The 22,447-nt window shown below is 42.4% G+C and carries 17 protein-coding genes; 7 read left to right on the top strand and 10 right to left on the bottom strand.

What is annotated here, in order from left to right:
* Positions 1 to 6 precede the first annotated feature (6 nt).
* From A4G13_RS09625 to secE, 9 genes are all read right to left on the bottom strand, one after another.
* Positions 7 to 573: a UPF0149 family protein gene (locus A4G13_RS09625; RefSeq protein ID WP_165898033.1), complete on the bottom strand. Its 567-nt coding sequence runs from the start codon at positions 571 to 573 to the stop codon at positions 7 to 9.
* A gap of 159 nt (positions 574 to 732) precedes the next feature.
* Positions 733 to 4,995 carry a DNA-directed RNA polymerase subunit beta' gene (rpoC, locus tag A4G13_RS09620; RefSeq protein ID WP_041639466.1) on the bottom strand — a complete coding sequence of 1,421 codons (4,263 nt, stop codon included), beginning with the start codon at positions 4,993 to 4,995 and terminating at the stop codon, positions 733 to 735.
* Between the two features lie 136 nt (positions 4,996 to 5,131).
* Positions 5,132 to 9,160, bottom strand: coding sequence for a DNA-directed RNA polymerase subunit beta (gene rpoB / locus A4G13_RS09615; RefSeq protein WP_011199394.1), 4,029 nt, complete (start codon positions 9,158 to 9,160; stop codon positions 5,132 to 5,134).
* Between the two features lie 509 nt (positions 9,161 to 9,669).
* Positions 9,670 to 10,038: a 50S ribosomal protein L7/L12 gene (rplL, locus tag A4G13_RS09610; RefSeq protein ID WP_011199392.1), complete on the bottom strand. Its 369-nt coding sequence runs from the start codon at positions 10,036 to 10,038 to the stop codon at positions 9,670 to 9,672.
* A gap of 57 nt (positions 10,039 to 10,095) precedes the next feature.
* Positions 10,096 to 10,587, bottom strand: coding sequence for a 50S ribosomal protein L10 (rplJ, locus tag A4G13_RS09605; RefSeq protein WP_011199391.1), 492 nt, complete (start codon positions 10,585 to 10,587; stop codon positions 10,096 to 10,098).
* Positions 10,588 to 10,884: 297 nt separating this feature from the next.
* Positions 10,885 to 11,574, bottom strand: a complete 690-nt coding sequence (gene rplA / locus A4G13_RS09600; RefSeq protein ID WP_011199390.1) for a 50S ribosomal protein L1 — start codon at positions 11,572 to 11,574, stop codon at positions 10,885 to 10,887.
* A 4-nt stretch (positions 11,575 to 11,578) separates the two neighbouring features.
* Entirely contained in the window at positions 11,579 to 12,007 is a 429-nt protein-coding gene (gene rplK, locus A4G13_RS09595) for a 50S ribosomal protein L11 (protein ID WP_090654201.1), read from the bottom strand.
* 222 nt (positions 12,008 to 12,229) lie between these two features.
* Complete coding sequence (nusG, locus tag A4G13_RS09590; RefSeq protein WP_011199387.1) at positions 12,230 to 12,784, bottom strand: transcription termination/antitermination protein NusG; 555 nt, start codon at positions 12,782 to 12,784, stop codon at positions 12,230 to 12,232.
* Position 12,785: 1 nt separating this feature from the next.
* On the bottom strand, positions 12,786 to 13,199 hold the full coding sequence (secE, locus tag A4G13_RS09585) for a preprotein translocase subunit SecE (RefSeq protein ID WP_011199386.1): 414 nt from the start codon (positions 13,197 to 13,199) through the stop codon (positions 12,786 to 12,788).
* A 198-nt stretch (positions 13,200 to 13,397) separates the two neighbouring features.
* Between secE and A4G13_RS09580 the strand changes: the two genes are divergently transcribed.
* The 7 genes from A4G13_RS09580 (at position 13,398) to A4G13_RS09550 (ending at position 20,784) form a co-directional block, all read left to right on the top strand.
* On the top strand, positions 13,398 to 14,114 hold the full coding sequence (locus tag A4G13_RS09580; protein WP_090654203.1) for a tRNA1(Val) (adenine(37)-N6)-methyltransferase: 717 nt from the start codon (positions 13,398 to 13,400) through the stop codon (positions 14,112 to 14,114).
* A gap of 387 nt (positions 14,115 to 14,501) precedes the next feature.
* Entirely contained in the window at positions 14,502 to 15,485 is a 984-nt protein-coding gene (locus A4G13_RS09575) for a sugar phosphate isomerase/epimerase family protein (protein WP_011199384.1), read from the top strand.
* A 45-nt stretch (positions 15,486 to 15,530) separates the two neighbouring features.
* Positions 15,531 to 16,574, top strand: a complete 1,044-nt coding sequence (locus A4G13_RS09570; RefSeq protein WP_090654204.1) for a sugar ABC transporter substrate-binding protein — start codon at positions 15,531 to 15,533, stop codon at positions 16,572 to 16,574.
* Positions 16,575 to 16,595: 21 nt separating this feature from the next.
* The gene (locus A4G13_RS09565) at positions 16,596 to 18,125 is read left to right on the top strand and encodes a sugar ABC transporter ATP-binding protein (RefSeq protein ID WP_090654206.1); all 1,530 of its coding nucleotides are present in this window, start codon (positions 16,596 to 16,598) and stop codon (positions 18,123 to 18,125) included.
* Entirely contained in the window at positions 18,112 to 19,044 is a 933-nt protein-coding gene (locus A4G13_RS09560; protein ID WP_011199381.1) for an ABC transporter permease, read from the top strand. Before A4G13_RS09565 ends, A4G13_RS09560 begins: the two co-directional genes overlap by 14 nt.
* A gap of 5 nt (positions 19,045 to 19,049) precedes the next feature.
* Positions 19,050 to 19,910 carry a MurR/RpiR family transcriptional regulator gene (locus A4G13_RS09555; protein WP_090654208.1) on the top strand — a complete coding sequence of 287 codons (861 nt, stop codon included), beginning with the start codon at positions 19,050 to 19,052 and terminating at the stop codon, positions 19,908 to 19,910.
* Between the two features lie 10 nt (positions 19,911 to 19,920).
* Positions 19,921 to 20,784 carry a ribokinase gene (locus A4G13_RS09550; protein WP_090654209.1) on the top strand — a complete coding sequence of 288 codons (864 nt, stop codon included), beginning with the start codon at positions 19,921 to 19,923 and terminating at the stop codon, positions 20,782 to 20,784.
* A 167-nt stretch (positions 20,785 to 20,951) separates the two neighbouring features.
* On the opposite strand, the gene gdhA is transcribed toward A4G13_RS09550, so the two are convergent.
* Positions 20,952 to 22,301 (bottom strand): NADP-specific glutamate dehydrogenase, encoded by a 1,350-nt coding sequence (gene gdhA, locus A4G13_RS09545; protein WP_090654212.1) that lies wholly within the window; start codon positions 22,299 to 22,301, stop codon positions 20,952 to 20,954.
* Positions 22,302 to 22,447 lie beyond the last annotated feature (146 nt).

Here is a 22,447-nt window from a genome sequence, read left to right as displayed (position 1 = left end):
ATTCCGTTATCTGAAATAACGATAAATTTCAACCGCAGCTTCAATAAGTCTGTCAGCTAACTCATTTTGTTCCTGTAATGAAGGCGAGACATAATCATCCAAAGATGAGTGAAGATGAGTTTGAACCTCAATTAACTTTAAATAAGGTTGCAATTTAGTAGGTAGATTTTGCCAATCCGCTAATTTTACGCCCCTCATATAACCAAAGCACCAATCGTCAACGATAGGATAATCTCCATCCGTAAAGTTACTATATTCAAAACAAGGGGAATAATTCTCTAATCCGGTCTGTAACATCATAATGATACTATTATAATGACGAAATAATAAATCGAAAAACATCGCCATTTCCTGTTCATTTTCCCATTCCGGTAGGTTATTATCCCAAATAGCCGGAATCCACGTACTAGGTTGTATTAACATAGGCGAGGAAATAATTGCGGTAAGATAACCATCCAGTTCGGAAAGAGTAAAAATACCTTCGTCGCTTTCTTCATTTGCATATTCTAGTAATAGATTATCCAACAGCGCTAATTCATCATCATTAAGCGATTTTGAACTTACTTCTTTCATTACAAGCCTCCGTTCATAATTTATCTTTAACATTTAAAGTCTGTTTATCTTTCATAGATTATAACAAAAAGATTATAACAAAAAGCCCCCGGAACAAGAGTCCCGAGGGCTTTAATCGACGAGCTGGCAAGCCCGCCCTATATTTAGGATGGTTAATGCTTATTCCGCATCATCCGCCATATTTAACATTTCGGCAAGACTCGCTGCCGGGTCTTCCGCTATCATATTAAATTCAGCTTCAATTTCCGCTTCGTCCGCCGCAGAGAATTTTACTTCTTGCTCTTCAACAACGTTCGCCTGACCGCGGTTTTTAATGCGGTTTTGATGATAAGCGAAACCGGTACCTGCCGGGATTAAACGACCTACGATTACATTCTCTTTCAAGCCTCGTAATTCGTCACGTTTACCTGCAACCGCAGCTTCCGTTAACACGCGGGTTGTTTCCTGGAACGATGCCGCCGAGATAAATGACTCGGTTGCCAGTGAAGCTTTGGTAATACCGAGCAATTCGCGTTCGAATTCTACCGGCGGTTTACCTTCGGCTTCACGTTTACGGTTCACAATTTTAACGCGCGCCACTTCCACTTGCTCACCTTCTAAGAATTCAGAATCGTAAGCTTTAGTGATGATGCCTTTACGTAACATTTGACGTACGATAACTTCGATATGTTTATCATTAATTTTTACCCCTTGTAAGCGGTAAACTTCTTGTACTTCATTAACGATATACTCGGTTACTGCGTGTACGCCGCGTAAACGTAAAATATCATGCGGAGTTTCCGCGCCATCGGAGATTACGTCGCCGCGTTCAACCATTTCGCCTTCGAATACGTTCAACTGACGCCATTTCGGAATCATTTCTTCGTATGCTTCGCCTTCAACCGGTGTGATAACCAAGCGGCGTTTACCTTTGGTTTCTTTGCCGAATGAAACGATACCTGTAATTTCCGCAAGGATTGCAGGTTCTTTCGGTTTGCGCGCTTCGAACAAGTCGGCTACGCGCGGAAGACCGCCGGTAATATCTTTAGTACCAACGGATTCTTGCGGAATACGGGCTAAAGGTTCACCGACCTGGACTTCCGCACCGTCGTCTAGAGTAACAATGGCTTTACCCGGTAAGAAGTATTGGGCAAGCACATCTACGCCCGGAATAAAGATATCGTTGCCTTGCGCGTCAACAACTTTAATCGCAGGACGTAAATCTTTACCTGCGGTTGCGCGTTCACCCACGTCTTGTACCACAATAGAAGATAAACCTGTTAATTCGTCGGTTTGACGAGTAACGGTTAAACCGTCAACAATATCCACAAATTTCACAAAACCCGCTACTTCGGAGACAACCGGCATTGTATGCGGATCCCAGTTTGCTACCGTTTCGCCCGCTGTTACCGCTTCGCCGTCGCCTTTGTTCAATACCGCACCGTAAGGCACTTTATAATGCTCTTTAGTACGACCGAAAGCATCAATAATGGTTAATTCGGTATTACGTGAGGTAACCACTAATTTACCTTCGTTATTGGTAACGGATTTCACGTTTGTTAAACGGATAGAACCACTGTTTTTCACCTGAACGCTGGATTCTTTAGCCGCCGCAGATGCCGCACCACCGATATGGAAAGTACGCATGGTTAACTGTGTACCCGGTTCACCGATTGACTGCGCAGCAATAACACCGACCGCTTCACCTTGGTTAATCAAGTGACCGCGAGCCAGATCACGGCCGTAACATTTCGCACAAACGCCGAAATCGGTATCACAGGTTACAACCGAACGTACTTTCACGCTATCCACTGAATTTTCATCAAGGATATCACACACTTTTTCATCTAATAATGTGTTACGCGGGAATAATACCTCTTCCGTACCCGGTTTTAAGATATCTTCCGCCGCTACACGACCTAATACGAGTTCGCGTAACGATACTTTTTCATCACCGCCTTCGATAAGCGGAGTCATAACGATACCTTCGTGCGTACCGCAGTCGTCTTCAACGATAACCAAGTCTTGCGCCACGTCAACCAAACGACGGGTTAAATAACCTGAGTTCGCTGTTTTTAACGCGGTATCCGCCAAACCTTTACGCGCACCATGGGTTGAAATAAAGTACTGTAATACGTTCAAACCTTCGCGGAAATTCGCGGTAATCGGGGTTTCAATGATCGAACCGTCCGGACGAGCCATCAGACCACGCATACCCGCTAACTGACGAATCTGTGCTGCGGAACCACGGGCACCGGAATCCGCCATCATAAAGATGCTGTTGAAAGAAGATTGTTTCTCAAGATTACCTTCACGGTTAACCACTTCTTCCGTAGAAAGATTTTCCATCATCGCTTTAGCAACGCGTTCGTTTGCCGTCGCCCAAATATCGATCACTTTATTGTAACGCTCGCCCGCAGTCACAAGACCGGATTGGAACTGTTCCTGAATTTCGGCAACTTCGGCTTCCGCAGCGGAAATAATTTCGTATTTTTTCTCCGGAATAACCATATCGTCGATACCGACGGATGAGCCCGAACGAGCGGCGTAAGCAAAACCTGTGTACATAATTTGGTCGGCAAACATAACACTCGCTTTCACGCCTAAACGACGGTAGCATTCGTTGATTAATTTAGAAATCGCTTTTTTACCGAGCGTTTGGTTAAACAAACTATACGGCATACCTTTAGGTGCAATCATCCATAAAATGGCACGACCGATTGTAGTATCCGTTAAGGTTGTTTGCGGTTCAAACTCACCTTCGGCATTTTTCACATATTCGGTAATACGGATTTTCACGCGCGAATGTAATTCCGCACGACCAGTACGGTAAGCTTTTTCCGCCTCGCGCGGATCTTGCAATAACATACCTTCGCCTTTCGCGTTCACTTTTTCACGCGTCATATAGTAGATACCTAATACAACGTCTTGTGAAGGAACGATAATCGGATCACCGTTCGCCGGTGATAACACGTTATTGGTTGACATCATTAACGCGCGGGCTTCCAATTGCGCTTCAAGTGTCAAGGGTACGTGAACCGCCATTTGGTCACCATCGAAGTCCGCGTTAAACGCCGCACAAACAAGCGGGTGTAACTGCATTGCTTTACCTTCGATTAAGATAGGTTCAAATGCCTGAATACCCAAACGGTGCAAGGTTGGCGCACGGTTTAACAAAATCGGATGTTCGCGAATGACTTCCGCCAGAATATCCCATACGATAGCGTCTTCACGTTCAACCATTTTCTTCGCCGCTTTGATTGTTGAAGCAAAGCCACGGCTTTCTAATTTAGCGTAAATAAACGGACGGAATAATTCCAACGCCATTTTCTTCGGTAACCCGCATTGGTGCAGACGTAGGTAAGGACCAACGGTAATTACGGAACGACCTGAATAGTCAACACGTTTACCAAGTAAGTTTTGACGGAAACGACCCTGTTTACCTTTGATCATATCAGCCAAAGATTTTAACGGACGTTTGTTAGAACCGGTAATCGCACGACCGCGACGACCATTATCCAATAATGCATCCACAGACTCTTGCAACATACGTTTTTCGTTACGTACGATAATATCCGGCGCAACTAAATCCAATAAACGTTTTAAACGGTTATTACGGTTGATTACGCGACGATATAAATCGTTTAAGTCCGAAGTAGCGAAACGACCGCCGTCCAACGGCACCAACGGACGTAAATCCGGCGGCAGCACAGGTAATACGGTCATTACCATCCATTCCGGTTTGTTACCGGACTGCATAAACGCTTCTAATAATTTCAAGCGTTTAGTGATTTTTTTGCGTTTTGTTTCGGAATTGGTTTCCTGTAACTCTTCGCGCAAAGTTTCACATTCGTGTTCTAAATCCATATCGCGCAATAAGGCTTGGATTGCTTCCGCACCCATTTTCGCATCAAATTCATCGGCCCAGCGATCTTCTGCGTCCATGAATTGTTCTTCGGTTAATAATTGACCTTTTTCAAGATCAGTCATACCCGGTTCGATCACAATATATGATTCGAAATATAAAACGCGTTCGATATCGCGTAACGGCATATCCAATAATAAACCGATACGGGACGGCAGGGATTTTAAAAACCAAATGTGCGCAACCGGTGAGGCAAGTTCAATGTGACCCATACGTTCGCGACGAACTTTGGTTTGGGTAACTTCTACACCACATTTTTCACAAATAACGCCACGATGTTTTAAACGTTTATATTTACCGCATAAACATTCGTAATCTTTTACCGGCCCGAAAATACGTGCGCAGAAAAGACCGTCACGTTCCGGTTTGAAGGTACGGTAGTTGATTGTTTCCGGTTTTTTTACTTCACCGAATGACCATGAACGGATCATGTCGGGTGATGCTAAACCAATTTTAATCACATCAAAATCTTCTGAAGTTTTTGATTGTGCTTTTAAAAACTTAACTAAGTCTTTCACAGATTTGCTCCTGTCGGAGTTAAACTTATTCAAAGTGCGGTGGAAATTTTTCAATTTTTTACCGCACTTTGAGCGGAAATTTTCGCATTGCGACGAAGTTTTTTGACGACACGCCTAAAACGCGCCGTCATTTTAATTACTCTTCGTCTAAGTCAATGTTGATACCCAACGAACGAATCTCTTTCATGATTACATTGAAAGATTCAGGGGTACCCGGATCCATTTGATGAGTGCCGCTCACGATGTTTTTATACATCTTCGTACGGCCGTTCACGTCATCGGATTTCACGGTTAACATTTCTTGTAACGTGTATGCCGCACCATATGCCTCTAATGCCCATACTTCCATTTCACCGAAACGCTGACCACCGAATTGTGCTTTACCACCCAACGGTTGTTGTGTAACAAGACTATAAGAACCGGTTGAACGAGCGTGCATTTTATCATCAACTAAGTGGTTCAATTTGAGCATATACATGTAACCCACGGTTACCGGACGTTCAAATTTTTCACCTGTGCGGCCGTCGTATAGCGTAATCTGACCGGAAGTCGGTAAACCGCCTAATTCCAAGAGATCTTTGATTTCTTTTTCTTCCGCACCGTCAAATACAGGTGTCGCAAGCGGCATACCTTTACGTAAGTTTTGTGCTAAACGCATAACTTCTTCATCAGTAAAGGTATTTAAATCCACTTTTTGTGAGCCACCGCCTAAATCATAGGCTTTTTGAATGTATCCGCGTAGTTTCTCAATCTCTTGTTTTTCTTTCAACATACGGTTGATTTGCTCACCGATACCTTTAGCCGCTAAGCCTAAGTGGGTTTCAAGAATCTGACCGATATTCATACGAGACGGTACGCCCAACGGATTCAATACGATTTCAACAGGTTGACCGTTTTCATCGTACGGCATGTCTTCAACAGGGTTAATTTTTGAAATAACACCTTTGTTACCGTGACGACCCGCCATTTTATCCCCGGGTTGAATACGACGTTTCACCGCAAGATAAACTTTAACCACTTTCAATACGCCCGGCGCTAAATCATCACCTTGAATAATTTTGCCGCGTTTCACTTCTAATTTATGTTCGAAGTCTTTGCGTAATTCTTCGTATTGTTCCGCCAGTTGTTCTAATTGGTTTTGTTTCGCTTCATCATTTAAAGTTTGTTCCAACCATTTAGTACGATCTAAACGATCCAATTCTTTCGCATCAACGCCGCCGTCAATTAACAGATTACGAACGCGGGAGAATAAACCTGCTTCCAGAATTTCTAACTCTTCGGCAATATCTTTCTTCGCTTCTTTTAACTGCATTTCTTCGATTTCCAGCGCGCGTTTATCTTTTTCCACGCCGTCACGAGTAAATACCTGAACGTCGATAACCGTACCGGAAACGCTGTTTGGTACGCGTAATGAAGAATCCTTAACGTCAGAGGCTTTTTCACCGAAGATTGCGCGTAAAAGTTTTTCTTCCGGCGTTAATTGGGTTTCGCCTTTAGGCGTTACTTTACCTACTAAGATATCGCCGCCTTTCACTTCCGCACCAACGTAAACGATACCCGATTCGTCAAGTTTGCTTAACGCGGTCTCACCTACGTTCGGAATATCCGCTGTAATTTCTTCGGCGCCAAGTTTGGTATCACGAGCCACACAGGATAATTCCTGAATATGGATAGTCGTGAAACGGTCTTGTTGAACGACACGTTCGGATACTAACATTGAGTCTTCGAAGTTATAACCGTTCCAAGGCATGAACGCCACACGGATATTTTGACCTAACGCCAGTTCGCCTAAATCCGTTGACGGACCATCGGCTAACACTTCGCCGCGACCAATAGGCTCACCTAAATTCACACAAGGAATCTGGTTGATACAAGTATTTTGGTTTGAACGGGTATATTTAATTAAGTTATAAATATCGATACCCGCTTCGCCCGGAATAGTTTCGTCTTCATTGACTTTAACCACGATACGGGAAGCGTCAACGTATTGGATAATACCGCCGCGTTTAGCCACTACCGCAACACCCGAGTCAAGAGCGATCGGTTTTTCCATACCGGTACCTACTAACGGTTTATCCGCACGTAATGTCGGTACTGCTTGGCGTTGCATGTTGGCACCCATCAACGCACGGTTCGCATCGTCGTGCTCCAAGAACGGGATTAATGCCGCAGCCACGGAAACAACCTGTTGAGGCGAAACGTCCATATATTGGATTTCTTCAGGACGATATAAACCCGATTCGCCGTGTTCGCCGCGACAGGTTACGAACGCATCGGTAAAGCGGAAATCTTCATCCAGACTTGCATTCGCCTGTGCAATAACGTAATTACCTTCTTCAATAGCCGATAAATATTCGATTTCTTCCGTTACCTGACCGTCAACAACTTTACGATAAGGCGTTTCCAAGAAACCGTAATTATTAGTTCGGGCATACACGGATAAAGAGTTAATCAAACCGATATTCGGACCTTCAGGAGTTTCGATCGGACATACGCGACCATAGTGAGTCGGGTGTACGTCTCGTACTTCAAAGCCTGCACGTTCACGGGTTAAACCGCCCGGACCTAATGCGGAAATACGACGTTTATGCGTTACTTCCGATAACGGGTTGTTTTGGTCCATAAATTGCGAAAGCTGTGAAGAACCGAAGAATTCTTTTACTGCCGCAGAAACCGGTTTGGCATTGATTAAATCCTGTGGCGTTACCGCATCAAGATCACCTAAAGATAAGCGCTCTTTTACCGCACGTTCAACACGAACCAAACCGATACGGAATTGGTTTTCCGCCATTTCGCCGACGGAACGGATACGACGATTGCCTAAGTGGTCGATATCGTCCACTTCACCGCGACCGTTACGGATATCAATCAGTTTTTTCATCACGCCGACGATATCTTCTTTGCTTAACACGCCGTTACCAACGCCTTCCGCCAAGCCTAAAGAACGGTTGAATTTCATACGGCCTACCGCAGATAAATCATAACGCTCCGCTGAGAAGAACAGGTTATCGAATAGAGCTTCCGCCGCTTCTTTTGTCGGCGGTTCGCCCGGACGCATCATACGGTAGATTTCAACTAACGCACTTAAACGATCCGATGAAGGATCAACACGTAAAGTTTCGGAAATATAAGGGCCGAAATCTAAATCGTTAGTAAATAAAGTTTCAATTGATTTGTAACCCGCCTGAGCTAATTTAGCTAAGATATCAAGCGAAATTTCCATATTCGCAGGGCAAACCAATTCGCCCGACTCTAAATCAATATAATCTTTAGCGGAAACTTTACCTACGATATATTCCGTAGGCACATCAATTTTGGTTACATTATCTTTTTCTAATGTGCGGATATGACGCGCAGTGATACGACGGCCACGTTCAACGTAAACTTTACCGTTCGCTTCAATATCGAATGAGGCAGTTTCGCCGCGTAAACGTTCCGGCACTAGCGCCATTAATAATTTGTTATCTTGAATTTCAAATTGGATTTTTTCAAAGAATAAATCCAAAATTTCTTCGGTACTATAACCTAACGCGCGCAGAATAATTGTTGCCGGCAATTTACGACGACGGTCGATACGGGCGAATAAATTATCTTTCGGGTCGAATTCAAAATCCAGCCAAGAGCCGCGGTAAGGAATAATACGTGCGTTATAAAGCACTTTACCCGAAGAATGGGTTTTACCTTTATCCGAATCAAAGAACACACCCGGGCTACGGTGCAATTGAGAGACGATAACGCGTTCGGTACCGTTAATTACGAAAGTACCGTTATCCGTCATCAATGGGATTTCACCCATATAAACGTCTTGTTCTTTAATATCTTTAATTGTGCCCGGAGCCGCATCACGATCGTAACTTACCAAACGCAAGTTAACGCGTAACGGCGCGGCAAAGGTCGTGCCGCGAATCTGACATTCGCGTACGTCAAATACAGGTTCGCCAAGTTTATAGCTTACATATTGCAATTCCGTGCTACCGTTATTACTTACGATAGGAAAAACTGAACGGAATGCGGCTTCTAAACCCTGCTGACCTTCAGGATCTCTTTGAATAAATTTTTCAAAAGAATCGAGTTGGATTGTTAATAAATAAGGTACGTTTAAAACTTGTGGACGTTTACCAAAGTCTTTACGGATACGTTTTTTCTCAGTATAGGAGTAACCCATTGGTTTTCCTCTGTAATTTCTAGTGAGACCGAGTTGATATAAAATAAAAGTGCGGTCAAAATTTGCGAATTTTATCCCATATCAATGTTTGAACCCGTTTTCAGATACCGCACTCTGAACCTTACTTCTGATGAGCGGATTGCGTTAAGTTAACAGCTTGATTTAACTTAATTTTCTGCAATAAAACGGTGATTTTTTCACGTTATACCAATAACGCAAAAAGCTGACGATACTTTACCGCCAGCTACATTTCTTAAAAATGGCTGGTTATTATAGCGTTTTGAATATTTTTTAGCAATAAATAAAAAGAAAGAATAAAAAAGTGCGGTCAAAAATTTCAAATTTTCTTACCGCAGATTTTCAAAATCTGATTTTTAACGGAAGAAGTTAAATTCATAACTTCCATCAATTTCGTGGGAATCAATTATCTTTCTACATAAAAAAGAAAACCCCGACGTTACCATCGGGGTTTTCCAGAACCAAAAGTCGGTTTAAAGTTTCAATCAAAATTATTTGATTTCTACTTCTGCGCCAGCTGCTTCTAATTCTTTTTTCAGTGATTCGGCTTCTTCTTTAGAAACGCCTTCTTTTAAGTTAGCCGGAGCTGATTCAACTAAGTCTTTAGCTTCTTTTAAGCCTAAGCCTGTTGCACCGCGTACCGCTTTGATTACTGCTACTTTGTTAGCACCGGCCGCTTTAAGAACTACGTCGAATTCAGTTTTTTCTTCTGCTGCCGCTGCGCCTGCTGCCGGAGCTGCCGCTGCTACTGCCGCTGCTGAAACACCGAATTTTTCTTCCATCGCAGAAATTAATTCAACGATTTCTGATACTGATTTAGAAGCAATCGCTTCAATAATTTGTTCGTTAGTTAATGACATAACAATCAATTCCTAATGTAAATAAAGTTAAACGAGTTAAGAAGTTCTTGCTTAAACTTAAGCAGCTTCTTGTAATTTGTCGCGTAATGCCGCAAAAGTGCGAACAAGTTTGCCTGCCGCAGCTTCTTTTATAGTACCCATTAAACGTGCAATCGCTTCGTCGTAAGTCGGTAATGTTGCCAAGAAATCAACATCTTGGATTTTACCTTCAAAGGCTGCACCTTTAATTTCAAACTTATCATTTGCTTTAGCAAATTCTTTGAACAAGCGTGCTGCCGCACCCGGATGTTCATTAGAGAATGCGATAAGTGTCGGACCGGTAAACGTATCTGTTAAACATTCGAATTCTGTGCCTTCAACCGCACGACGTAATAAAGTATTACGAACAACGCGCATTGAAACGCCAGCTTCACGAGCTGTTTTACGTAACTCAGTCATTTTATCAACAGTTACACCGCGAGAATCCGCGATTACTGCCGAAAGGGCACCTTTGGCTGCTTCATTTACTTCAGCAACAATTGCTTGTTTGTCTTGAAGATTTAATGCCATTGGCTTTTAGCTCCTGAATACACTCCGATTGCTCGGAATTAAATTACCTAATACAAACCGCATTAGGACGACTTCGGTGTACAGAAGCAGAAAAATTCGTACTCTGTTCACCATCTACGTAGGATATTAAGAAAACTTAGTGAAAACTCACTGCGCTTTTTAAGCCGGCTTTCCCCTACGGTCTTGGACGGGGCTTGAAAAGGCAAGCACCAACCAGAAAATCATTTGTGATATTCACAAAATCAAGGCGTGGAATTATAAACATAACGCACGCCCTTGTAAAGATTTCAGCGTAAATTATAAGCTGTTTTGATCAACGGCAACGCCGGCACCCATCGTCGTAGAAATACTTACTTTCTTGATGAAGATACCTTTGGCAGTTGTCGGTTTAGCTTTCACTAACGCAGCTAATAAAGCTTGTAGGTTTTGCGTTAATGCTTCTGCTGAGAAGCTTGCTTTACCGATAGTTGTATGGATGATACCGTTTTTATCGTTACGGTAACGAACCTGACCGGATTTCGCGTTCTTAACCGCATCCGCTACGTTTGGCGTTACAGTACCTACTTTAGGGTTTGGCATTAAACCGCGAGGACCTAATACTTGACCTAATTGACCGACAACACGCATTGCGTCCGGAGATGCGATAACAACATCAAAGTTCATTTCGCCTTTTTTGATTTGTTCCGCTAAATCTTCCATACCGACTAAATCAGCACCTGCTTCTTTAGCTGCATCAGCGTTAGCGCCTTGAGTAAATACGGCAACACGTACTGAGCGACCAGTACCGTTTGGTAACACGGTTGCGCCACGAACGTTTTGGTCTGATTTACGCGGGTCGATACCTAAGTTCACCGCTACATCAACGCTTTCATCAAATTTTGCAGTCGCGAATTGTTTTAATACTGCGATTGCTTCGTTGATTTCATATGCTTTAGTAGAATCTACGCCAGCTTTGATTGCTTTCATTCTTTTAGTCAATTTAGCCATTGTATTATTCCTCTACTACTAAGCCCATTGAGCGAGCCGTACCAGCGATTGATTTCATTTTAGTTTCGATAGTTGCGCCTGTCATATCCGCCGCTTTAGTTTCAGCGATTTGACGAACTTGTTCTAAAGTCACTTTACCCACTTTTTCTTTGTTCGGTTTACCTGAACCTGATTTAACGCCCGCAGCTTTTTTCAATAATACCGCCGCCGGTGGAGTTTTAGTTACGAAAGTGAATGAACGGTCTGCGTAAACGGTAATAACGACAGGAATCGGTAAACCTTTTTCTAAGCTCTCTGTGCGAGCATTGAACGCTTTACAGAATTCCATGATGTTTACACCTTGTTGACCTAATGCCGGACCAACCGGTGGTGAAGGGTTAGCCATACCAGCTGCAACTTGCAACTTAACGTATGCTTGGACTTTTTTTGCCATTTTAAGTTTCCTCTAAGCGGGTGATAACGCCGAAATCGGCTCCCCGGTAATATTAAGCACATAAGCATAATGTGCTACACAAAAATATGAGCAAGTTCCCTCGCTCATAGTCAGGGTGCGGATTTTACTAAAAGTGCGGTGGATTTTCAAGCGATTTTTATAATAAAAAAAGCAGGTTTTACACCTGCTCTTATTATAGAAAGATATTTACCAAAATCACGATTAACCGTTCGCTTTTTCCACTTGGCTGAACTCAAGCTCAACCGGTGTAGCTCGGCCAAAAATAGATACCGATACTTTAAGACGACCTTTTTCGTAATCCACCTCTTCAACGGTACCGTTAAAGTCGGCAAACGGACCTTCGGTAACGCGGACTTCTTCACCCGGTTGGAAGGTGTTTTTCGGACGCGGTTTATCCGCATTTTCTTCAACACGGTTTAGAATCAGATCCGCCTCACGTTTACTGATTGGTAAAGGACGATCAGGCGTGCCGCCGATAAATCCCATAACACGAGGCACACTGCGCACTAAATGCCATGTATCGTCATTCATTTCCATTTCAACCAACACATAGCCGGGAAAGAATTTACGTTCGCTTTTACGGCGTTTACCAGCAACATTTTCAACCACTTCTTCGGTTGGTACCAATACTTCGCCGAATTGATCTTCCATGTGGTTTAATTTGATATATTCACGTAATGTAGTTGCAACACGACCTTCAAAACCTGAAAACGCCTGCAACACATACCAACGTTTTTTCACTGCTGTTTCTGTCATTTTAGAATCTCAAATCTGTTAAGAAATTAATGATTGATACGATGATACTATCAAAACCCCATAAAATAAGAGAGGTAAGAACAGTAACGCCAATTACAATTAACGTAGTTTGCATTGCTTCCGGGCGGGTCGGCCATACGATTCTTCTTAATTCAGTTCTTGATTCACCGAAGAATGCCAATGCAACTTTACCCTGATTGGTAACCGCTGCGATCCCGAGTGCAACTGCAAGTAACACAACAACCGCCACTACGCGAACCGCAGTAGAGAATTGTTCCGCATAATATACGTTTCCAAATGCCGCAACTGCGATAACGACAGCTACTAACACCCATAAAAAGGTATTTAAACCCTTTGATTTTTGCTCAACTTCTTCAGGAGCGTTTTTCTTCTTTTTGTCGATTGCTAAAGCCATAATTAACCCATGAATCCAATGTAAAAATTTGGGATGTTTTTGTGAACGAGGGATTGTAGCATTTAATTTTGATCTTTCATATTAAATTATGCGAATCCAATCGGATTTTTTCACGATCCGACTTGCCCTAACAAGAAAGGCCGCCTAGAATACTGCGGACAAAATTTTCTGAATTTTTACCGCACTTTGACAACATTTATGAACAACAAAACAAAATCCGCCGGTTTTACCTTTAAACAATTCCATGTAAGCCACGATAAATGCGCCATGAAAGTAGGAACGGACGGTATTTTGCTTGGCGCTTGGGCAAGCCTGCAGGGCAACCGTTATTTGGATCTCGGTACGGGATCCGGCTTAATCGCTTTAATGTTGGCGCAGCGCACACAAACCGATTGCCATATTACGGGTGTTGAAATTGATTCCTCTGCATATCGACAAGCGACTGAAAACGTCCGTCAATCCCCTTGGGCGGATAAAATTCAGTTAGAGCAGCAAAACATCGTCGATTTTACCCGAACCTGCACGAAAAAATTTGATACCGTTTTGTCAAATCCGCCTTATTTCGAACAGGGTGTCGATTGTCGCGACAAACAGCGCGATACCGCCCGTTATACTCAAACATTAAGCCATTCGGATTGGTTAAACCTAGCGGCTGATTGCTTAACCGATACGGGCCGGATCCATTTAATTCTGCCTTATGCGGCAGGAAAAAATCTGCAAAAACAGACCGCACTTTTTTGCGCCCGTTGCTGTGAAGTAATCACTAAATCGGGCAAAATTCCGCAACGGTTACTACTCACTTTCAGCAAACAACCTTGTACAACAGAACAAAGCCGGCTTGTTGTCTATAATGAACAAAATCAATACACGGAACGGTTTATCGCGCTGACCCGGGATTTTTATCTGAATTTTTAATTTCCAAAAATCCATAAAAAACCACCGCACTTTAATTTAATTGATATGCGAACCTGACTTTTAAGTTACAGAGCAAAGTGCGGTTATTTTTCTGTCATTTTTTATAAGTGCTTTTTATAGTAGCCTAAAATATTATTTTCTTTTTCAACCTTCCGACATCATCTCATATTTTCAGCCCGTTAGAATATTTGAGACCGTTTTTGTCCTCTAACGGAAAGCGTTCAGCAGTTTTATTCCATTTTTATTACTTTTAAAATACAACTTTTAAATATTTTGTGAAGTTCTTCACAAAACCAAGATAAAGTACTTTACACATTTTTAATTAAAAGTATTTTACTTTACATTCTAATGCAAGATTAATTTTTAATGTAATAAGAGGAAAATAAAATGGAAAAATTACGCTTTGCTACACGTTTAAATTCTTTCGCATCAAAAGCACATAGTTATTGGCCTTCCATTAAAGGGAAACCTACTATTCGTCAAATGATTGAGAGAGCGTCAAAAGTAAAAGGGTTAACGGATGTCGATTTAAATTATCCTCAGCATTTAAATGAAGCACCGAAAGAATTAGGTAAATTTATTACAGACTGCGGATTAAACGTGAACGGAATGGCTATGCGTTATAGCACCAATCCGGAATTCCAGTTAGGTGCATTTACTCATCCTGATGAAAAAGTTCGTCGTGAAGCTATTGAGCTTACTAAACGCGGTATTGATTGCGGTCGTGAACTTGGTACCAATTTAATGACAATCTGGCTGGGACAGGATGGTTTTGATTATAGTTTCCAGGCTGATTACAACAAAATATGGGATGATTTAATTTATGCGTTCCGTGAAGTTGCCGAGTATGCCCCGGATTGTGATATCAGTATTGAGTATAAACCTAACGAACCCCGCTCCTTTAGTATTCTTCCCGACGTATCGACCACATTACTCGCTATTTCGGATATCGGTGCCAAAAATATAGGTGTGACTCTTGATTTTGCCCATGTGTTATATGCGGATGAAATGCCTGCTTTCGCCGCGGCGATGATTGCGCGACGAACAAAAATCATGGGATTACATCTTAATGACGGCTATCACAAACGTGATGACGGTTTAATGGTTGCGTCAGCAAATCCTAAGGCGACGTTAGAACTTATTTGGCAACTACGTAAAGCGGGTTTTGACGGAGCCTATTATTTCGACACATTCCCGGATGCCAGCGGTTTAGATCCGGTACATGAATGTGAAGTCAATATACAAACGGTTAATCAATTAGTGAAAATTGCAGACCAACTTAATTCGGTTGATCAATTGAATGTTGCCATCGCAAACCAAGATGCAGTGAGTAGCCAAGGGATTATTAATCAATTTTTACTCGGAAGATAATAATTTTCTTAATTTTTCTTTTCGACCTCAAAAAAGGAGTATCTCATGAGAAAATTTCTTAAAACCACTCTCGTTTCAGCTGTTTTTACATTCATGATTGGTTCCGCTTATGCGCAATTAGCACCCCTTAATTCGGATACGGAACAGGATCGGATCAACTGGACTGAGTTAGAAAGTAAGCTGGGTTCATTTCCGACACTTAAAGAAGGTTTAAAAATCGGCGGCGTATCAAAAACATTAACCAATGAATATTGGCGTTCTTTGGGTGAGGGTTATAAAAACTTTGCGGACAAACATAAAGTGTTTGTGGCTTATCAAGCGGCTGCCAATGAAGGTGATCAATTAGGGCAGTTATCTATTGCCGAAACGATGATTACTGAAGGATACAGTGCGCTTTTATTTTCTCCGCAAACCGATGTGAACTTACAACCTGCGGCGGAAGTAGCCCAATCTAAAAATATTCCCGTTGTAAACGTAAATGATGCGGTAATGCCGACAGCAACGCATTATGTAGGAAACGTACAAAAAGATAATGGAGTGCGGGTTGCCAACTGGTTTATCGAACATCGTGCGGAAGGCGGTAAAGTTGCTGTGGTTGAAGGCCAGCCGGGTGTATTTGCAGCCAAACAACGTACGGAAGGTTTTACCGAAACTATTAATAAATCCGGCAAATTTGAAGTGGTTGCAAGTGTCCCTGCCAACTGGAGTCGTGAGCAGGCTTATAACGTAGCTATGACGATTTTACAACGTAATCCGGATTTAATCGGTTTCTATGTCAATAACGACGGTATGGCGTTAGGTGTTGTTGAAGCGGTTAAGGCTGCGAAACTACAAGGAAAAGTAGCGGTATTCGGAACCGATGGTATTTCCGACGCTTATAAATCTATTTTAGCGGGGGAATTAACGGGAACAGTGGATAGTTTCCCTGTATTAACCGGTGAAGTGGCAATGGAAGTGGTCTTACGTTTAACCGCAGGCCAAAAATTACCTCGTGTGGTAACGACGCCTCAGGCATTAATTACCTTAGAAAATGCAAAAACATATTCTGAGGCTGATGCAAAAACTATCCGGGAAATTTTATCTAAATAGAAAATGAAATAGGAGAGCTCTATGGCTACCGAACGTTTAAGTATGCGCAATATGACAAAGAAATATGGGACGGTGACAGTATTAGAAGATGTTTCTTTTAATGTTAAAGCCGGAGAGGTTCATGCTCTTATCGGCGAGAACGGAGCGGGAAAATCCACATTATTGAATTTGTTATCGGGAGTAAGAGACGCTACGGCGGGAGAAATTTATATTGACGGACAAAAAGTAAATATAAATTCTCCGAAAGCGGCTAAAGATTGCGGTATCGCAATGATACACCAAGAGCTACAAAATGTGCCTGAACTCTCCGTTTTTCAAAATATATTTTTGGGGCGTTCTTTAAAAAAGAATTTGGGTTTATTTGTGGATAAATCTAAAGAAAGTCAATTAGCCTTGGAAGTCTTAAAGAGTTTAGATCCCGGTATTGATCCGTCGGTTCCCATTAAGACGCTTAAAGTTGCACAGCAACAGATTGTTGAGATAGCGCGAGCTTTACTGGATAACGCCAAGATTATCGCAATGGACGAACCGACATCAAGTTTAACGCCGAGTGAGTTCGAACGTTTGGCCGAGTTGATTAAAGGACTGGCGAATAGCGGCGTTTCAATTATTTACGTATCACACAAGATGGATGAAATATTCAAGGTGTGTGATCGTGCGACAATTCTCCGTGACGGACGTTTTATCGACTGTGTAAATATGTCCGAGCAAACGGAAGAAAGTATCGTAACCAAAATGGTCGGCCGTAAAATCGAAAAATTGACTCATATGAGTTATGCCACCGATGAAAAAATTTTAGAAGTACGCAATTTGGGCCGGGATAAAGCGGTAAAAGATATTAATTTTATTGCTCATAAAGGAGAGGTTGTCGGTATTTCGGGTTTAGTCGGCGCCGGTCGTACGGAATTATTCAGATTGATAGCGGGTTTAGATAAACCGACATCGGGAGAGATTCTTGTTGAAGGTAAAAGATTAAAATTAAACAGTGTGCGCGATTCAATCAAAATGGGAATAGGTCTGGTGCCGGAAGACCGGAAAAAAGAAGGTATTTTACGTGATCGCAGCGTATTGATTAATATTGCCATGCCTTCAATGGATCGATTCTCTCAAAACGGATTTATTCGTAAGGATTATCTGGGCGCTGTTTCTCATCGGTTAATGATGGATCTAAATTTAAAACCCTTTGATTTAGAAAAAACGGTAGGGACTTTTAGCGGAGGAAATCAACAAAAAGTCATTATCGGCCGTTGGCTTGCGGCGGGGACTAAAATTTATCTCTTTGATGAACCTACGCGAGGTATAGATATTGGGACTAAATCTGAAATCTACAATTTAATTGAGAATTTAGCAAAAGCAGGAAATGTTATTTTAGTCGTTTCATCAGAAATGCCGGAAATTATTCGAGTATCTGACCGCGTATTAGTTATGAAGGAAGGCTCTATCACAGCCGAATTATGTGGTGGTTATATCAATGAAGAAAATATTGCCCAATATGCGATTGGACAAAATAAAATTAAGAATGAAGAGGGATTAAATTATGTCAGCAATTAAATTAAATGTGCGGGACGCAGGTACTCTTGTCGGGTTAGTGATTATTTTTGTGGTTTTCTCATTTTTATCCCCCGTATTTTTCACCGTACCGAATCTATTAAATATTCTGCAACAATCATCACTGAACGCAGCAATTGCACTTGGTATGACTTTAGTGATTATTTCCGCAGGAATTGATTTATCCGTCGGTCCCACCGCGGCATTGTCCGCGGTGCTTGGCGCCAGTTTAATGGTCTCCGGCGTTCCCGTTCCGATTGCGGTTTTAGGCGCCCTTTGTATCGGGTCTTTAGGCGGGCTTTTCAATGGCGTTTTAATAGCCTATGCCGGTTTACAGCCTTTCATCGTGACATTAGGCAGTCTTTCTCTTTATCGAGCATTATCTTTGATTTATACTGGCGGCAATCCCATATTTGGTATCCCGGCGGAATTTAGAGCGTTTATGAACGGTTCTTTATTCGGTATTCCAAGCTCCATTTTAATTGTTGCAAGTATTGCATTGATTCTATGGGTAGTATTAAATAAAACCCCGTTGGGCGAATATATTTTTGCTGTTGGCGGCAATGAGGAAGCAGCTCGGGTTTGTAGCGTTCCTGTGGCAAAAACCAAAGTTGCGGTTTATATGATTTCCGGTTTTTTGGCTTCGGTTGCTGGTTTAGTACTCGTTGGCCGTCTTGGTGCGGCAGATCCTACCCTGGGTAATTTATGGGAGCTTGATGCTATTGCCGCCGCCGCAATCGGCGGAGCATCACTGATGGGGGGAAAAGGAAGCATTATAGGTACCATACTGGGTGCGGTTATTCTCGGCGCATTACGTAATGGTCTAACGCTGTTAAATATTCAGGCATTCTATCAATTACTCGCAACAGGTTTAATTATTATTGTGGCCATGTTAATTGATAGAGCAACAAGAGGTAAATAATTTCTATGGCTCAGATCGATCCAAAATCTATTGGCGCGCATATTCGGACTCGCAAACAACAATTAACCCCATTAGAACGCAAAGTTTTGGATTGTATTTTAGCTAAAAGCGATTTTGATGAAAAAACATCGCTAAAAGAAATCGCGACGGAAAATCAGGTTTCCGAAGCAATTGTTGTAAAAATTGCCAAAAAACTTGATTTTTCCGGTTACAGAGAATTCCGTTCGGGACTTGCTTATTACAAACAGCTGGAAGTGGCAAATTTACACAATGATATTTCAGCTGATGACACTGCGACACAGGTTATTAAAAAAGTATTTGAAACCTCTATTCAGGCTTTACAGGAAACCATGAGCATTCTTGATATAAGCGAATTTGAGCGATGTGTCAAAATATTGGTTGAAGCCGATCATATCGATTTGTTCGGTATCGGCGGTTCCGCTCAGATCGCAAAAGATATGGCCCATAAGTTTCTGAGAATCGGAATTAAAGCTTCGGTTTATGACGATTCTCATATGATGTTGATGGCAGGTGCGGTAAGTCATCCCGGAAATGTCGTTTTGGCAATTAGCCATTCGGGAACGACGATCGATGTCATCGAGCCTTTGCAGTTGGCGCGTCAAAACGGCGCTAAAACCATCGCTATTACAAATTATGCCATTTCGCCGATTGCCGAATGTGCGGATGTCGTTTTAACTTCGACTTCACAGGGTTCGTTATTATTAGGTGAAAATGCCGCAGCGCGTATCGCTCAGCTGAATATTTTAGATGCGCTCTATGTCGCCGTTGCCAAACAGAATCTCGATATCTCGGAAGATAATTTGAGAAAAACACGCTGTGCGGTTAAGCATAAGAGAACAAAATAAGGAGTAATCTATGCTCAATAAAGTCGTTGTCGTAGGTAGTTTGCATTATGATATTGTTGTTGAATCTACTCACCGCCCGGTTAAAGGCGAAACGGTTATTGGAAAGCGTTGGTACCCTAAATTTGGCGGTAAAGGAGGTAATCAGGCTGTTGCCGCGGCAAAAGCCGGATGCCGGGTATTTATGGTTAGTGCGGTTGGTTCCGATAATTTTGCACCATTTTTGCTGGAACATTTAAATAAATCGGGAGTAAATACCGATTTTGTGCAGAAAATTAGCGGAGTCGGCTCCGGAATGAGCGTTGCTATTATGGATAGTGAGGGCGATTACGGCGCTGTTGTTGTCTCAGGTTCTAATTTAGAGATAGATATTAATCGCCTGGATAATGAAACGCTGTGGGATAACGCTAAAATGCTTATTTTACAAAATGAAGTTTCTGATAGTATCAATTTTGAAGCCGCCAAACGGGCAAGCAGACGCCATATACCCGTTTGTTTAAATGCGGCGCCCGCCAAAAAATTATCTGCAGAGTTTACTAAACTGATTGATATTTTGATTGTGAATTCGGTGGAAGCGGAAGCTATGTGCGGATTATCCGTTAATAGTCTGGATTCGGCTTTACAGGCCGCCCTTAAATTATCGCAGGATTTTTCTCGCGTTATCGTCACCGCCGGCGGTGACGGTGTTGCCTATGCGGATAAAGAATCAAATGGAAAAATAGCTTCTATCAAGGTTAAATTAATCAGTACTCTCGGTGCCGGCGATTGCTTTGTAGGCCATTTATGCACAGCACTCAGTGAAAATAATACATTGCGCGATGCCGTTGCGTATGCAAACCAAAAAGCGGCGGAACACGTATCAACCGTACAAGAGTAAGCCGTATTAGAGATAACTTAAACTTATTGATCATCTGGAGAGTTGGCAACACTGATTTACGGAAAACTGGTTTTGCTGATATGAAACGAGATTTATGAGAAAAACCACCGCACTTTAAACGCCAAAGTGCGGTGGATAATTTCAAAGTTTCCGTTTAAGGAATAGCTTTAGTACACGCCTTGCGCAAGCATTGCATCCGCTACTTTCACGAAACCTGCGATGTTGGCGCCCGCCACGTAGTTAATATTGCCGTTTGCATCCGTACCGTATTTTTTGCAGTTTGCGTGGATATCTAACATAATGCTGTGTAATTTTTGATCCACTTCTTCCGCGCTCCAGAATAAACGTTGCGAACTCTGTGCCATTTCAAGGCCTGAAGTTGCTACACCGCCGGCATTTGCCGCTTTACCCGGCGCAAATAATACGCCTGCCGCCTGTAATGCTTCGGTCGCTTCAATAGTTGTCGGCATATTTGCGCCTTCCGCTACCAATTGCACGCCGTTGGCAATTAATTTTTGCGCATCGGCAAGTTCCAATTCGTTTTGGGTTGCACATGGCAAAGCGATATCCACTTTCACACCCCACGGACGTTCGCCTGGGAAGTATTGCAAGCCGAATTGTTCTGCGTAATCTTTCACACGACCGCGTTTTACATTCTTGATGTCTAATAATGCCGCTAATTTTTCAGTGGTGAAACCCGCTTCATCATACACATAACCGGCACTGTCCGAACAGGTTACTACTTTCGCACCTAATTGAAGGGCCTTTTCGATGGCGTATTGGGCCACGTTACCGGAACCGGACACAGAAACGGTTTTACCTTGGAAACTATCACCTTTTTCCGCCAACATTGCTTGAGCAAAGTAAACTAAGCCGTAACCTGTCGCTTCCGGACGGATTAAGCTGCCGCCGAATGACAGACCGCGTCCGGTGAATACGCAAGCGGCCTGGTTAGATAATTTTTTCATGTAGCCGGCAAGATAACCCACTTCACGACCGCCAACACCGATGTCGCCTGCCGGCACGTCTGTATCCGGACCGATATGGCGATATAATTCGGCTACCAACGCCTGACAGAAACGCATAACTTCCGCATCGGATTTACCTTTCGGATCGAAATCCGAACCGCCTTTACCACCGCCCATCGGCAAGGTTGTTAAGGCATTTTTAAAAATTTGTTCAAAACCTAAGAATTTTAAGATAGATAAGTTCACTGACGGGTGGAAACGCATACCGCCTTTGTACGGACCGATAGCACTACTGAACTGAACGCGAAATGCGCGGTTTACCTGTACCTGACCTTTATCGTCTGTCCAAGCCACACGGAATTGGAATGCACGCTCAGGTTCAACCAAACGTTCTAATAATGCTTGTGAACGATATTGCGGATTTGCTTCCAAAAACGGCCAAATAGAAGTAAACACTTCACGCACCGCCTGCAGGAATTCAGGTTGGTTACCGTCACGTTGCGCAACTAATGATAAAAAGTCTTCTAGAGATGATACTGTGCTGGACATAAGCTTTCCTCTTATTAGTAATATTGTTAATGTTTGCAAATTATGTTTTTGTGTTGAGATTAATATGCAACAATTTCGAATAAAAATACAAATATTTTTTTAAAAATTTATAACTTTATTAAATATATTAAATTATATTTAATTTT

Origin of the sequence: Basfia succiniciproducens (assembly GCF_011455875.1) — a bacterium.
GTDB classification, from domain to species: Bacteria; Pseudomonadota; Gammaproteobacteria; order Enterobacterales; family Pasteurellaceae; genus Basfia; species Basfia succiniciproducens.
Note: the sequence above shows the minus strand (reverse complement) of the source record. Positions and strands in the feature narration are given on the sequence as shown.

What these genes read in the sequence shown, in the direction of transcription:
- A4G13_RS09625 (WP_165898033.1), bottom strand. Translation starts at nt 573, where the DNA reads ATGAAAGAAGTAAGTTCAAAATCGCTTAATGATGATGAATTAGCGCTG.
- rpoB (WP_011199394.1), bottom strand. Translation starts at nt 9,160, where the DNA reads ATGGGTTACTCCTATACTGAGAAAAAACGTATCCGTAAAGACTTTGGT.
- rplL (WP_011199392.1), bottom strand. Translation starts at nt 10,038, where the DNA reads ATGTCATTAACTAACGAACAAATTATTGAAGCGATTGCTTCTAAATCA.
- rplJ (WP_011199391.1), bottom strand. Translation starts at nt 10,587, where the DNA reads ATGGCATTAAATCTTCAAGACAAACAAGCAATTGTTGCTGAAGTAAAT.
- rplA (WP_011199390.1), bottom strand. Translation starts at nt 11,574, where the DNA reads ATGGCTAAATTGACTAAAAGAATGAAAGCAATCAAAGCTGGCGTAGAT.
- rplK (WP_090654201.1), bottom strand. Translation starts at nt 12,007, where the DNA reads ATGGCAAAAAAAGTCCAAGCATACGTTAAGTTGCAAGTTGCAGCTGGT.
- nusG (WP_011199387.1), bottom strand. Translation starts at nt 12,784, where the DNA reads ATGACAGAAACAGCAGTGAAAAAACGTTGGTATGTGTTGCAGGCGTTT.
- secE (WP_011199386.1), bottom strand. Translation starts at nt 13,199, where the DNA reads ATGGCTTTAGCAATCGACAAAAAGAAGAAAAACGCTCCTGAAGAAGTT.
- A4G13_RS09580 (WP_090654203.1), top strand. Translation starts at nt 13,398, where the DNA reads ATGAACAACAAAACAAAATCCGCCGGTTTTACCTTTAAACAATTCCAT.
- A4G13_RS09575 (WP_011199384.1), top strand. Translation starts at nt 14,502, where the DNA reads ATGGAAAAATTACGCTTTGCTACACGTTTAAATTCTTTCGCATCAAAA.
- A4G13_RS09570 (WP_090654204.1), top strand. Translation starts at nt 15,531, where the DNA reads ATGAGAAAATTTCTTAAAACCACTCTCGTTTCAGCTGTTTTTACATTC.
- A4G13_RS09565 (WP_090654206.1), top strand. Translation starts at nt 16,596, where the DNA reads ATGGCTACCGAACGTTTAAGTATGCGCAATATGACAAAGAAATATGGG.
- A4G13_RS09560 (WP_011199381.1), top strand. Translation starts at nt 18,112, where the DNA reads ATGTCAGCAATTAAATTAAATGTGCGGGACGCAGGTACTCTTGTCGGG.
- A4G13_RS09555 (WP_090654208.1), top strand. Translation starts at nt 19,050, where the DNA reads ATGGCTCAGATCGATCCAAAATCTATTGGCGCGCATATTCGGACTCGC.
- A4G13_RS09550 (WP_090654209.1), top strand. Translation starts at nt 19,921, where the DNA reads ATGCTCAATAAAGTCGTTGTCGTAGGTAGTTTGCATTATGATATTGTT.
- gdhA (WP_090654212.1), bottom strand. Translation starts at nt 22,301, where the DNA reads ATGTCCAGCACAGTATCATCTCTAGAAGACTTTTTATCATTAGTTGCG.